This window comes from Bradyrhizobium sp. BRP56, assembly GCF_020194035.1.
GTDB lineage: Bacteria > Pseudomonadota > Alphaproteobacteria > Rhizobiales > Xanthobacteraceae > Bradyrhizobium > Bradyrhizobium australafricanum.
The window spans coordinates 78,343-91,349 of record NZ_JADYVV010000015.1 but is presented as its reverse complement, the minus strand read 5'-3'; the positions used below and the strand labels follow the sequence as shown (position 1 = coordinate 91,349).

Here is a 13,007-nt window from a genome sequence, read left to right as displayed (position 1 = left end):
CCGTCGGTGCTTGCGCCGAATTACTTGACGGCCTCGACCAGTGCCATGCCTTCGCCCTGCCAGTGGCCGACCCCCAACACGACAATCTGGGTTGGCGCTTCGGTCTTTTCAACCTCCAGCCCGGTCGGGTCGTTGGCCGGATAGAGCGCGCCGCGCGAGATCGACAGCGCGGCCAGCGCGAGCCCGAGCGGGAACTGCGCCTCCATGGTGTGGCCAAAGGTCGTTCCGGTGGCGCGGACGGCAAAGCCGGCATGCTGGCTGAGGAATGCGCGCTCTTCGGCGGTCGCAGGCTCGGCGCCGGTCGCACCCGTGATCAGGATACCGCTGTCGCCGCTGACGCCGAGCTGCGGCCACAACGCCTGCAGCGATTTCGTCACGGCGCCCGGCTCCTTGCGTCGGGCAAGGTCGGCGACCACCTTGGTCAGCTTGGCGTACGGCTTTGCGCCGCGGGCCTCGGCATGTTCGCGCGATTCCATCACGAGGAAGGCGCCGGCGGAGCCGATGGCAAAGCCCGGGTTGTTCCTGCGGGCCCAGACCGAGCTATGCTGGTCCTTGAGGGCGAGATCGCCGAATGCATAAAGCATCAAGAGGTCGCCGCGATCGCCGTTATGAGCGGCGCCGACCAAGGCGATGTCACTCTGGCCGGCCCCGATGCGCGCGACCGCGATCCGTGCCGCGTCGATGCTCGAGGCTTCCTCGCCCATGAAGGTGCGGGAGGTCCCGCACACGCCGTGAACGATCGCGATGTTGCCGGCGAGCAGGTTGGAGAGCTGCGCCAGGAACAGCGTCGGGCGCAGCTCGTTCATCAGCTTCTCGTTGAGCAGGGCTGGCGGCAACTTGCCCTGTGCGTCGGCGTTCATGATCGCGAGGTCGACAGTGAGGTCACGCTCGCCGCCACCGGCTGCGATGATCATGTCCATCCGCGACAGGATTTCCTGATTGCCTTTGACGCCGGCGGAATCGAGCGCCAGCCCGGCGGCATAGGTGCCGATCCGCTGCCACGTTTCCATCTGACGCTGATCGCCCTTCTTCGGGATCTGGGCGTCGAAGCTGACGGGAGCGATCGGATGGATCACGTATGGCGCGAGACGCTTCTCGTCGGCATTGACGCGCCGGGCGCCGAGCGCCTCCCAATGCGCATCCAGTCCCTCGCCAAGCGAGGAGAGCAGGCCTACGCCGGTGATCCAGACTTCCTTCTCAGCCATTACTCATTGCCTGCTGCGGAAACCCGATCTTGGCGGCCATCGCATCCATGTGCACGCGCAAGTCCGGGCTGGGGAAGGGGATGTGACGGAAGGTCAGCTCGGCATTGCACTTGAGCTCCTTGCCGACGCGAACCTTCGCCGAGGTCACGGCGAAGCCTGAACCTTCGTGCTCGATCTTGGCCTCGATGGTCAGGACCGAGCCGGGGCTGACGAAGCCGCGCATCTTGGCTTCCTTGACCATGGCGAGGAAGGGCATGCGCTCGAACTTGGTCAGACCAAGGATCAGCCAGCCCGAGCTCTGGGCCATTGCTTCGGTCAGCAGTACGCCGGGCATGATCGGGTAGCCCGGGAAGTGCCCCGCGAACACCGAATGGCTGTCGGGCGGAACATCCGCCTCGACGACAATGGTCCTTGCGTCGAGGTTGAGGTCGACGATCCGATCAATCAGCTGAAAGATCTCGAGCTGCATGATGGGCGATTACGAGCCCGTGCCCGTGCCCGCGTTCTTGGCTGCAACCAGCTCGTCGATGCGGTCGGCGAGATTCTTCAACACGAAATACTGCTCCGTCGTGGCCTTGCCGTCGTTGACCTCCTGGGTCCACTTTTCGAGCGGCATCTTGATCCCGAAGGCCTTGTCGATGGCAAAGGCGATGTCGAGGAAGTCGAGGCTGTCGATCCCCAGATCGTCGATCGCGTGGCTCTCCGGCTTGATCGTGTCGCGCGGGATGTCGCAGGTCTCCGCGATAATGTTGGCGATCTGCTCGAATGTGGGTGACATCATTAAGCCTTTGATATATTGAAGGTAATTCCGGGTCGGCTCAGAGGAGGCGGGCGCGTTGCCCCGGAATGCCCGATTGCTGGTGCCGGAGTCGTGTGCCCGTATATCGGAGCAGGGCCGTTAGTTCAATGGAGCTTGGCCGGCATCGCAAGGACGGTTTTAGGCAGGGTTCCGGCCAGCCTAGCTGCGCGGCATCACCGTAATCTTCGCGCAATCCCGGCGGCCCATCAGCACGCAATCCTGGGTCTTGCGCAAATCGGCGATGCTCATGGCAAGCCAGATGCCGATCGCGGTGAGCGCCACCGTGAAGGCGAAGGCGGCGATGTTGGCGAGCATGCGCTGGCGGAAATCGTCCGGCTCCTCGCGCGGCTTCTCATAGCGAGAGAGATCGTTGGCAACGGAAGCCGGGCGCGTCGTTCGGTGCGGCTCCTCGCGCTTGCCGGGCGGCTGCGCCGAGGTACGCGGCCGGAATTTGAGCACAACGTGCTCGGCATCCGAGGAGATTGGCCGCTGCGTCTTCACTGTTGTCAGTCCGGTCGCGTCGCCGGTTATGTTTAGCATGTTCGCTGCACTTCACACCTAAAATCTTGGTGCGCGCAGAGGTGGTATTCATGCGTCGATCACCTCCAGGAACTGGCTTGCCGTCGAGGCGGCTGCTGCGGCGCGCGGGATGCTCGGCGATGACCATGTCGACATATTCGTTCGACCTTCGCGCATGCACAGTTTTGCGCTGCAACGCCGTCACGGAGGTTGAGGCTGCGCGCCCGGGCATTGACAGCCCGGGAGCATCGACAGCCGAGGCCGGACCATCCGGCCATCGGCCCCCACCGCTTCGTGAAGCCATTCCGGCGCACCGGACTCTTTCACCCGCCTGCGGGCTCATGACATAGTGGAACCCGTTCCGGAGTGCCGGTCAAAAGGGAGCATAAATCATGGCCCACACGCGCGAGCCTTACGTCAAACCGGTCCCGATCCTGTCGCTGCGGCCGACCCAGATGACGGTCGGCATGCAGGAGGTGACGGAGAAGCGGAAGCGCTGGCGCGAGCACAAGTCGGACAAGAAGCGCGCCGAACTGCTGGGCAAGCACATGATCCCGGTCGTCCATGGTCCCGACGATCGCTACTACGTGGTCGATCACCATCACATGGCGCGGGCGCTGCACGATGAGGGCGTCAAGGACATCCTGGTCACGGTGATCGGCGATCTCACGATGGTCGAGCGTGACGTGTTCTGGGGCGTGATGGACAACAAGCGCTGGGTCTATCCCTACGATTCCAAGGGCGAGCGCCGCCACTTCAAAGACATTCCGAAATCGATCAAGGACCTCAGGGACGATCCGTTCCGCAGCCTCGCCGGCGAGATGCGCCGGGCGGGCGGCTTTGCCAAGGACACGACGCCATTCAGCGAATTCCTGTGGGCCGATTTCCTGCGCCGCCACATCCCGCGCAAGACGGTGGAGAATAATTTCGCCAAGGCGCTGGAGAAGGGACTGGCGCTCGGCCGCAGCAAGGACGCAGTCTATTTGCCCGGCTGGTGCGGGCCGGCATCTGACGACTGATCTGCCGCGGCCTCCGGCCTGTGCTGATCCTCCCTGCCGCCGAGCGCGTGGTGCAGCCACCGCTCGGTCCGCTTGCCGAAGGTCAACAGCAGGAACGCCAGCGCGACGGCGGTGACGACGATCGGCCAATGTCCGGCGCCGCAGACGATGCCGACGCAAGCGGCGAAGAACGCGCATGCGGCGCTGGTCAGGCCGCGGACCTGGAAGCGGTCGCCCTGCCGCACGATCACGCCGGCGCCGAGGAATCCGATGCCAGTGAGCACGCCCTGGATCACGCGACTCACCGCGTCGGTGAACTTGCCGGGCTCGACGGCCTGCAATGCCAACAGCACGACCATGGCCGTCGAAAGGCTGACGAGACCCAGCGTCTTCAGGCCGATCGGCTTGCCGCGCAGGTCACGGTCGAGCCCGATCGCGCAGCCGGCAAGGGTGGCCGCGCCGAGACGCAGGACGATCTCGCTCCAGTCCGCCAAGGCGTCCTCTATTTCGGCTGCCGGCCGAGCATGTAGAACTCGCTGTTCGGCCGCATGCCGGTGACGTTGGCGAGCCGGTTCGACAGCGCGAAGAATGCCGCAACCGCGGCGATGTCCCAGACGTCGTCGTCGCTGAAGCCTTGGGCGGCAAGCGCGGCGAAGTCCGCCTCCGAGACTTCCTCGGCTGCGCGGCTCACCTTCATGGCGAAGTCGAGCATCGCGCGCTGCCGCGGCGTGATGTCGGCCTTGCGGTAGTTGACCGCGATCTGGTCGGCGATCTCGGGATTCTTGGCGCGGATGCGCAGGATCGCGCCGTGGGCGATCACGCAATACTGGCACTGGTTGGCGGCGCTGGTCGCCACCACGATCATCTCGCGCTCGGCCTTCGAGAGGCCGGAGTCCTTTTCCATCAGCGCGTCGTGATAGGCGAAGAAGGCGCGAAACTCGTCGGGGCGATAGGCCAAGGTGAGGAAGACGTTCGGCACGAAGCCGGATTTCTCCTGCACCGCCAGGATGCGGGCGCGGATGTCCTCGGGGAGCTTGTCGAGAGCGGGCGTCGGGAAGCGATTTGCAGTCGGCTGCGTCATGAGATGGTTCCGGCGTGCCGCCTGGATGCGGCGTCACGCCGAGACCATAGTCGATGACGGGTCGGGCGCAAGGCGCATCGGCACCTTGGCGGAATTCGGCTAACGCAGCGGCTTCTTCAGAAGCGAGAAGCGGTCCGGATCGAGGCCGAGCGAGGGCTGCAGCATCGGCGCCTCGGCCGGCGCCATGGTGCGCGCCGGCGCCGGAGAGTTGAAGTTGGCGTCGCCGCTCGGGCTATCGCGATGCGAGGTGGCGCCGCGCCAGCGCTCCAGCACGGCGCTGACGAAATGCATGTCATGGCCGGCGGTCACCGACGGTACCGTGGCGATGGTGGCCTCGCCGCGCGGCAGCTGGTGCGGCGGCACCTCCTTGAAGCGCAACCGGGTCGGCAGCGCCACGCCTTCGCCGAACGCGAGCACCTCGCGGGTGCCGAGCGAGGGCACGAAGGACAGCAGGTTGGCGGCGGCGTCCGAGACCGCGGAGCGCAGCAGCGCCTGGTCGCGGTCGTTGGCGAGGCGCATCGTGAACAGCGTGTTGCACTGGGAGATGATGGTCGCGTCGAGCTCGGCCGGACGCTGGGTGATCAGGCCGAGATAGACGCCGTATTTGCGGCCTTCCTTGGCGATGCGCGACACCGCCTTGCGGGTCGGCCCGAAGCCGATATTGCGGTCGGCGGAGGCATAGCGGTGCGCTTCCTCGCAGACGAACAGCATCGGCGAGACGCCGTCGCTCCACAGCCCGAAATCGAACGCCATGCGGCACAGCACCGACACCACGGAATCGACGACTTCGGCGGGGAAGCCGGCGAGCTGCATGATCGTCATCGGCTTGCCGTTGGCGGGCAGGCGGAACAGATGGCTGATCACCTCGGCCATGGTATCGCCGCCGACATTGGCATTGTCGAACATGAAGGCGTAGCGCGGATCGTTGCGCACCGCGTCGATGCGCGAGATCAGCTTGTGATAGATGATACGCGAGGAGCGGTTCTCCAGCTTGCCCATGCGCTCGTCGATCAGCGAGATCAGGTCGACGAGGCGATAGGGCACTGGCGTATCGACGGTGTAGCCGACCTGCTTGGGGTCGATGCGCTTCAGCCCGAGACCGACCCGGTCGGAGTTCTGGTACTGGGTGTAGATGCCCTTCGCCATCGGGATCACTTCGGCGAGAATGTCGAGCTCCTCGGGCACGCCGGGCCGGCCGCCGAACAACACGTCGACGATCTCTTCGAAGTTGAACAGCCAGAACGGCAGCTTCAGGTTCCGCGGGTTGAGCACCTGCGCGCGCTCGCCGAAGCAGCGGCCGTATTCGTTGTGCACGTCGAGCAGGAAGATGCGCAGGTTCGGCCGCGACTTCAGGATCTCGTTGAGCAGCAGCGACACGCCGGTCGACTTGCCGACGCCGGTCGAGCCGAGCACCGCGAAGTGCTTGGAGAGCATCTCCTCGACGTCGACATAGGCGATGACAGAACGATCCTGCTGCAGCGTGCCGACATTGATCTGGTCCGAGCCGCTCGGCGCATAGACCGTGCGCAGCTCCTGGTTCGTGATCAGATCGGTGCTGTCGCCGATGGTCGGATAGTGGGTGACACCGCGCTGGAATTTCGGGCGGTCGCCGCCCAGGATCTCGCCCAGCAGGTCGACCGAGGCGGTCGCCATGTATTCGTCGGACGCCGGCAGGTTCTCGCACGTCACTTCGGTGATCATGGCGACGATGACCGAGCTCGCGCAGCGGATACTGACGAACCGGCCGACGGTCGCTCGCATCTCTGAAAGTTGCATCTGGCCGCCCGCCAGCAGCCCAACCCGGGCCTGCGAGCCGCGCACAGAGATCACACGTCCGAAGGGTGTCACAGTTCCAGCCTGGCTCGTTCTCAAAATCTAAATGTCCGGACCAATATGCCCGCCCGGGATTGGAAAAACCGTTAAATCGCCGGGGTTCCGCATCGGCTAAATCTACACCTTCCCGGTGACGATTTGTTTCTATCGTACCGGGAGATTATGCGCTGTCGCGCGCATCGGCGGCGGAATCGTCGCTTTCCGGCACAGCCGCGTTTGTTTCCTGGTTTTTCCGTTAAAGCGGGATTCACCATCTCTGAGGAGTGCATCGGCAGCTCCGTAGGTTTACGGGGCATTGGGCGCGATTTGTCATACGCTGTCGCCCGGTATCGCGTAACCGATTGCTAACTGCGAGTTGTAACGACCTTTCCATTTGTGCTGCGTAACGATGCCGCGCCCTGGGAGAGATCAGCGTGCGCATCGAACACCGCAATTCATCGTCAGGAAATGCCGACGCCGGCTCGACCAAGGGGCTGGCGTTCTGTGCCGGCCTGTTGGTCGGCAGCCTGCTCGGAAGCGCGACCGCGCAATGGAGCGAGCGCGAAGGCCTGCTGATGGCGGCATTCGCGATCATGGCCGTGATCGTCTTCCTGTTGCTCAAGCGGCACGAAATCTCCGACGAGCGACTCGCCACCGAACGTCGCAATCTCATGACCGCCGTGAACAACATTCCGCAGGGCCTCGTGCTCTACGATGCATCGGCGCGCATCATCATCTGCAACCGCCCCTACATCGAGATGTTCGGGCTTTCGCCCGACGTCGCCAAGCCCGGCTGCACGATGCACCGGCTGATTGCGCATAGACAGGAGACGGGCTCGTTCGACGGCGATGTCGACGACTTCTGCGACGCCATCATCGGCAACGTGAAGCTTGGCCGCGCCACGCGTCAGCTGACGCAGGCGCCGGGCGGGCGCGCGATCGAGATCGTCAACAAGCCGCTGCCGGAAGGCGGCTGGGTGGCGACCATCCAGGATGTCACCGAGCGTGCGCGCACCGAGAACAAGATCGCCCACATGGCGCACTATGATGCGCTGACCGACCTGCCGAACCGCGTGCTGTTCCGCGAACGCCTGGAGCGGGCGCTGAAGGCGATCCGGCCGGATCAGCAGCTCGCGGTCATGTATATCGACATCGACGAGTTCAAGGCCGTCAACGACGCGCTCGGCCATCAGATCGGCGACGAATTGCTCAGGGCGATCGCCGACCGCCTGCGCGGCTGCGTTGGGGACACCGACGTCGCGGCGCGGCTCGGCGGTGACGAGTTTGCCGTGATCCAGACCGCCGTCCGCGATCAGACCGAGACCATGCAGCTCCTCGCTGCGATCTATCAGTCGATCCGCCGGCCGATCGACTGCAGCGGGCATCTGATCACCACCGATGCCAGCATCGGCATCGCCGTTGCGCCCGCCGACGGCCTCGACATCGATCAATTGCTGCGCAATGCCGACCTCGCGCTCTACGGAGCCAAGAGCGACGGCCGCCGCACTTACCGGTTCTTCGAGACCGGCATGGACGCACGCGCCAAGGCGCGGCGCAGCCTCGAGCTCGAGTTGCGCCAGGCGATCGCCGACGGCAGCTTCGAGCTGCACTATCAGCCGCTGCTCCATCTCGAGGAGGGCCAGGTCAGTTGCTGCGAGGCGCTGGTGCGCTGGCGTCATCCCGAACGCGGCACCATCTCGCCGGCGGATTTCATCCCGATCGCCGAGGACACCGGCCTGATCAACGATCTCGGTCACTGGGTGCTCAACACCGCGTGCCGCGAGGCGATGAACTGGCCGGAGCATGTTCATGTCGCGGTGAACGTGTCTCCGATCCAGTTCAAGAGCCAGACGCTGGCGCTCAACGTCGCCGCCGCGCTCGCCGCGACAGGTCTTGCACCTTCGCGGCTCGAGCTCGAGATCACCGAGGCGGTGCTGATCCGCGACGACGAGGCTGCGCTCGATATCCTGCATCAGCTCCGCGAACTCGGCGTCCGTATCGCGCTCGACGATTTCGGCACCGGCTATTCCTCGCTGAGCTATCTGCAGCGCTTCCCCTTCGACAAGATCAAGATCGATCGCGCCTTCATCAAGGATCTCGCCGGCACCGGCGCGTCGTCCACGATCGTCCAGGCCGTCGTCAACATCGCCGCTGCCAGCGACATGACCACGACTGCGGAGGGCGTCGAGACCGAGCAGCAGCGCAACCTGCTGCGCATCCTCGGCTGCACCGAGATGCAGGGCTATCTGTTCAGCCGGCCGGTGTCATCGGCTGAAATCCGCAAGCTCCTGTCGTCGGATCGCGAGAAGGCCGTCTCGGTCGCCTGACGCCTGTCTCGACCGCTTTCACGAGGTGATTCCGGCGACGGAATGCCCTGCGAGCGCAATTGCCGTCGCCAGTAATTTGTTGACGGGACCTAATCATTTGTACACTAGTACAAATCGGCGCGCCGCTCACCTGTCCAACCGCAAGTCGTCGATCCGGCGTCGTCGCGGAGGGAGACCGTCCATGCAGCCGGAACCGATCTTCGATCTCGCACATCTCGGGCACATGGAGCTTTTGACGCCGAAGCCGGACGAGAGCCTGAAATTCTTTGTCGACGTCATGGGCATGACCGTCAGCGGCCGCAAGGGCGAGTCGGTCTATCTGCGCGGCTGGGACGATTACGAGCGCTATTCGCTGAAGCTGACGGCGTCGAAAACTTCAGGGATGGAACACATGGCGCTGCGGGCGCGCAGCCCGCAGGCGCTCGAACGCCGCGTTGCCGCGCTGAAGGGCTCGGGCTTCGATATCGGCTGGATCGACGGTGACATGGGGCAGGGGCCGGCATTCCGCTGCCGCGATCCCGACGGTCATGTCATCGAGCTCTATTACGAGACCGAGTGGTACGAGGCGCCGGTCGAGCTGAAGCCCGCGCTGAAAAACCAGGCGCAGCGCTTTCCAGCGCGCGGCGTCAATGTCCGCCGGCTTGACCATCTCAATTGCCTCGCGGTCGACATCAAGGCCAACCGCCTGTTCTTCGAAAACTACCTCGGCTGCCGCACCACCGAGCAGATCGTGCTCAACGACGGCACGGAAGCCGCGATGTGGATGACGATGTCGAACAAGAGCTACGACTTCGCCTATACGCGCGACCACTACGGCAAGCGCGGCCGGTTTCACCATGTCACCTATGCGCTCGACAACCGCGAGGAGATCCTGCGGGCCGCGGATATTTTTCTCGAGCAGGGGGTGCATATCGAGACCGGGCCGCACAAGCACGCGATCCAGCAGACCTTCTTCCTCTATGTCTATGAACCCGGCGGCAACCGCGTCGAGGTCGCCAACGCCGGCGCACGCCTGATCCTCGCGCCGGACTGGAAGCCGATCGTGTGGACCGAGGAAGAGCGCAGGAAGGGACAGGCGTGGGGGTTGAAGACGATCGAGTCGTTCCATACCCACGGCACCCCGCCAGTGATCGACTAGATGCGAGACCGCCGCACGAAAAGCCGCCCGAGCGCGTTGATACGCCGCCGCGAACACGCGCGCTCGCTGACGACAACACCGACGCGCAACCGATATGATCCGGTTCGCGGCGGCGGGCGCCGCGCCGCGCGAGACGTGAACCGGTGAGAGTGGGCACAATGGCTGGCAAGACGCGAAAGACGTCGGCGAAGGGGGCGAAAAAGAGCGCCGCGAAGCGTGGCTCTGCAAAGCCGCGTCTGCTCGCGGGCGGCAATCCGCAGATCGCAAAAGGCTATGGCGATGCTCCGGTGCAAGCCTATATCGCCGCGATGCCCGGGTGGAAGCGCGACGTCGGACGCAAGCTTGACGCGCTCATCGTGCGTGCCGTCCCCGGCGTGCACAAGGCGGTGAAGTGGAACTCGCCGCTCTACGGCATGGAAGGGGACGGCTGGTTCCTCGGCATCCATGTCTTCACGCGCTACGTCAAGGTGGCGTTCTTTCGCGGCGCGTCACTGCATCCGGTGCCGCCGGGCGAGTCCAAGCAGCAGCACACGCGCTATCTCGACATTCACGAGAACGACGAGCTCGACGAAGCCCAGTTCACCGCATGGGTGAAGCAAGCCAGTCAATTGCCAGGCGAACGGATGTGAGTGGCAACAAAGGTCGGGACCGGTAAGCAGCGGCCACGACGCGCTGTCGATGCAGCTCTGCGCGATAGAGCATTGCCTCGCCTCAGCCCTTTGGTGTTAGGCTGCACCAAAGCCCGATGAATCGTCATCGCGCTTTGGATTGTTGTCCTGGCATGATCTTTTCGGAAGACTGCTTCGCACTTTTCCGGATCATGCTCTGGTAACGTCAGAGGAAAACGTCGATGAGTGAACACACGACGGACAAGCGCGTGCGAGAGGCGTCTCGCAGGCGATTCCTTCAGGCCGGTGCAGCACTGGCCGGTGGCTCCGCGATATCGGGAGTTGCCGGTTCTACCGCGCTTGCCGAACAGGGGAATAATCTTCCGCCCAATGTGCCGGAATGGATGAAAGCGCCCGGCGACCCGATGGGAAGCCAGCCCTATGGCACGCCGTCGGTTCACGAGAAGGCTGTCGTCAAGAACATCTCGAAGACGCTGCCGCAATACATCTCCGCTTCGGGCCGCACGCCGCTGCAGGAGCTCGACGGCATCATCACGCCGAACGGTTTGTTCTACGAACGCCACCATGGCGGCGTGCCGACCATCGACCCGGCCGAGCACCGGCTGGTGCTGCATGGCATGGTCGATCGCCCGCTGGTGTTCACGATGGAGGACATCCGCCGCTTTCCGTCGCAGTCGCGCATCCACTTCCTCGAGTGCTCCGGCAATCCGGTCTACACCAAGCCGTACGGCAAGACGGCCTCCGACCTCGTCGGCCTTCTGAGCTGTGCGGAATGGACCGGCGTGCCGCTCAAGACGGTGCTGGACGAGGCGGGCCTGCAGGCGGGCGCCAAATGGATCGTGGCCGAAGGCGCCGACGCCGCTGCGTTGACGCGCTCGATCCCGATCGAGAAATGCCTCGACGACGCCATGCTGGTCTACAGCCAGAATGGCGAGCGGCTGCGCCCGCAGCAGGGCTATCCGCTGCGCCTGTTGCTGCCCGGCTTCGAGGGCAACATGAACGTGAAGTGGCTGCGCCGGCTCAAGGTCGTCGCCGAGCCGGCCTATTCGCGCGAGGAGACCTCGAAATACACCGACCCGATGCCCGACGGCACGTCGCGCGAATTCACCTTCTACATGGAAGCCAAGTCGATCATCACGCGGCCGTCCGGCGGGCAGAAGCTGACGACGCAGGGCTTTCACGAGATTACCGGGATCGCCTGGAGCGGTCACGGCAAGATCAAGAGCGTCGAGGTCTCGCTCGACGAGGGCAAGAGCTGGCAGCAGGCCGAATTGCAGGAGCCGGTGTTGACGCGCGCGCTCACGCGCTTCCGCTTGCCCTGGCATTGGGACGGCAAACCCGCCGTGATCCAGAGCCGCGCCATCGACGAGACCGGATACGTGCAGCCGACGCTGGCGGAATTGGTCAAGGTGCGCGGTCTCAACTCGTTCTACCACAACAACGCGATCTGGCCCTGGCGCATCGATGCGAATGGTGAGGTGACCAATGGCCAGGCTTAAGCTCAAGGCGGCGTTCCTTGTGAGTGCGGTCGCGATGTTCGCCACTGCCGGGCAGGCCGAGGATCGCTTTGGCATCGGGCGTGCGGCGACGCCTGCCGAGATCGCCGGCTGGAATATCGATATCGGCCGTGACGGCTCCAACCTGCCGCCGGGCAGCGGCAGCGTCGAGCGCGGCCGCACGGTGTTCAGCGAGCAATGCGCGGCGTGCCATGGCGACAGCGGGCAGGGCGGCGTCGGCGACCGCCTGGTCGGCGGACAGGGCACGCTGGCGAGCCCAAAACCGATCCGCACCGTCGGCAGCTATTGGCCCTATGCCCCGACGCTGTTCGACTACATCCGCCGCGCGATGCCGCAGAACGCGCCGCAGTCGCTGAGCAATGAGGACGTCTACGCGGTGTCCGCCTACATCCTCAGCCTGAACGGCATCGTGCCGGCCAATGCGGTGCTCGACGCCAAGTCGCTCGCCACGATCAAGATGCCGAACCGCGACGGGTTCGTCTCCGACCCGCGGCCGGACGTGCATAACCATTGAGCGGCGGGCCACGGCTGGCTTGCTCGCAGCATCGTGACGTCGTGGCCCCTGTGCCCGGAGGATTGCCGTCCCTATCTCCGTTTGGGGGCGGCTCGGCCGTCATCCGGCACACGTTTATGATCGATAGGAGAGGCCGCATGACCAGGTCATGGGCAGTCGCAGCCGCCATGCTGCTCGTGGGAATGACGTTTACGCCGGTCGCGGCCCAGATGTCGGAGCCGGCATATTTCGACGCGCAGAATCCCGGACGCAGCGCGATCAATGGCGGCGCCCTGACGCCATGGGGTGAGGCCCAGGAGGCCGCGCAGCGCGGCAGCAATCCGGCGAACGCCTACGGCGCCATGTCCGCGGCGGAGCCATCTTCCGCCTGCGCGCGTTACCGTTCATTCGATCCGGCGTCCGGTACCTTCCTTGGCCGCGACGGCCGCCGCCATCCCTGCCGATAAGACCCTGCACCGCGCTTGGCGG

Annotated in this window: 14 protein-coding genes; 7 read left to right on the top strand and 7 right to left on the bottom strand. The window is 64.7% G+C overall.

The window, feature by feature from the left end:
• Positions 1–20: 20 nt before the first annotated feature.
• The 4 genes from I6F38_RS13420 to I6F38_RS13405 all read right to left on the bottom strand — a co-directional run bounded on the left by I6F38_RS13420 (position 21) and on the right by I6F38_RS13405 (position 2,505).
• Positions 21–1,205, bottom strand: coding sequence for a beta-ketoacyl-ACP synthase (locus tag I6F38_RS13420; protein WP_225160663.1), 1,185 nt, complete (start codon positions 1,203–1,205; stop codon positions 21–23).
• The gene (locus tag I6F38_RS13415; RefSeq protein WP_057019709.1) at positions 1,198–1,674 is read right to left on the bottom strand and encodes a 3-hydroxyacyl-ACP dehydratase FabZ family protein; all 477 of its coding nucleotides are present in this window, start codon (positions 1,672–1,674) and stop codon (positions 1,198–1,200) included. Before I6F38_RS13415 ends, I6F38_RS13420 begins: the two co-directional genes overlap by 8 nt.
• Positions 1,675–1,683: 9 nt before the next feature.
• Positions 1,684–1,983 (bottom strand): acyl carrier protein, encoded by a 300-nt coding sequence (locus I6F38_RS13410; RefSeq protein WP_225160699.1) that lies wholly within the window; start codon positions 1,981–1,983, stop codon positions 1,684–1,686.
• Positions 1,984–2,163: 180 nt separating this feature from the next.
• Positions 2,164–2,505: a hypothetical protein gene (locus tag I6F38_RS13405; RefSeq protein WP_057019710.1), complete on the bottom strand. Its 342-nt coding sequence runs from the start codon at positions 2,503–2,505 to the stop codon at positions 2,164–2,166.
• A 410-nt stretch (positions 2,506–2,915) separates the two neighbouring features.
• Between I6F38_RS13405 and I6F38_RS13400 the strand changes: the two genes are divergently transcribed.
• Complete coding sequence (locus I6F38_RS13400) at positions 2,916–3,542, top strand: ParB-like protein (protein ID WP_057019711.1); 627 nt, start codon at positions 2,916–2,918, stop codon at positions 3,540–3,542.
• On the opposite strand, the gene I6F38_RS13395 is transcribed toward I6F38_RS13400, so the two are convergent.
• From I6F38_RS13395 to I6F38_RS13385, 3 genes are all read right to left on the bottom strand, one after another.
• Positions 3,503–4,015 (bottom strand): MgtC/SapB family protein, encoded by a 513-nt coding sequence (locus I6F38_RS13395; RefSeq protein WP_225160662.1) that lies wholly within the window; start codon positions 4,013–4,015, stop codon positions 3,503–3,505. The two genes, I6F38_RS13400 and I6F38_RS13395, sit on opposite strands and share 40 nt — an antisense overlap.
• A gap of 8 nt (positions 4,016–4,023) precedes the next feature.
• Positions 4,024–4,602 (bottom strand): peroxidase-related enzyme, encoded by a 579-nt coding sequence (locus I6F38_RS13390; protein ID WP_225160661.1) that lies wholly within the window; start codon positions 4,600–4,602, stop codon positions 4,024–4,026.
• A 99-nt stretch (positions 4,603–4,701) separates the two neighbouring features.
• Positions 4,702–6,450, bottom strand: coding sequence for an ATP-binding protein (locus I6F38_RS13385; RefSeq protein WP_137479616.1), 1,749 nt, complete (start codon positions 6,448–6,450; stop codon positions 4,702–4,704).
• A 398-nt stretch (positions 6,451–6,848) separates the two neighbouring features.
• On the opposite strand from I6F38_RS13385, the gene I6F38_RS13380 reads away from it, so the two are divergent.
• The 6 genes from I6F38_RS13380 (at position 6,849) to I6F38_RS13355 (ending at position 12,985) form a co-directional block, all read left to right on the top strand.
• Entirely contained in the window at positions 6,849–8,741 is a 1,893-nt protein-coding gene (locus tag I6F38_RS13380) for an EAL domain-containing protein (protein WP_346657111.1), read from the top strand.
• A gap of 181 nt (positions 8,742–8,922) precedes the next feature.
• A complete protein-coding gene (locus tag I6F38_RS13375) occupies positions 8,923–9,879 on the top strand; it encodes a catechol 2,3-dioxygenase (RefSeq protein ID WP_225160660.1) in 957 nt (318 codons plus the stop codon).
• 158 nt (positions 9,880–10,037) lie between these two features.
• Positions 10,038–10,508, top strand: a complete 471-nt coding sequence (locus I6F38_RS13370; protein WP_141340570.1) for a DUF1801 domain-containing protein — start codon at positions 10,038–10,040, stop codon at positions 10,506–10,508.
• Between the two features lie 221 nt (positions 10,509–10,729).
• A complete protein-coding gene (gene soxC, locus I6F38_RS13365) occupies positions 10,730–12,007 on the top strand; it encodes a sulfite dehydrogenase (protein WP_028334303.1) in 1,278 nt (425 codons plus the stop codon).
• Between the two features lie 34 nt (positions 12,008–12,041).
• Positions 12,042–12,539 carry a cytochrome c gene (locus tag I6F38_RS13360; RefSeq protein ID WP_225160698.1) on the top strand — a complete coding sequence of 166 codons (498 nt, stop codon included), beginning with the start codon at positions 12,042–12,044 and terminating at the stop codon, positions 12,537–12,539.
• 137 nt (positions 12,540–12,676) lie between these two features.
• Entirely contained in the window at positions 12,677–12,985 is a 309-nt protein-coding gene (locus I6F38_RS13355; protein ID WP_225160659.1) for a BA14K family protein, read from the top strand.
• Positions 12,986–13,007 lie beyond the last annotated feature (22 nt).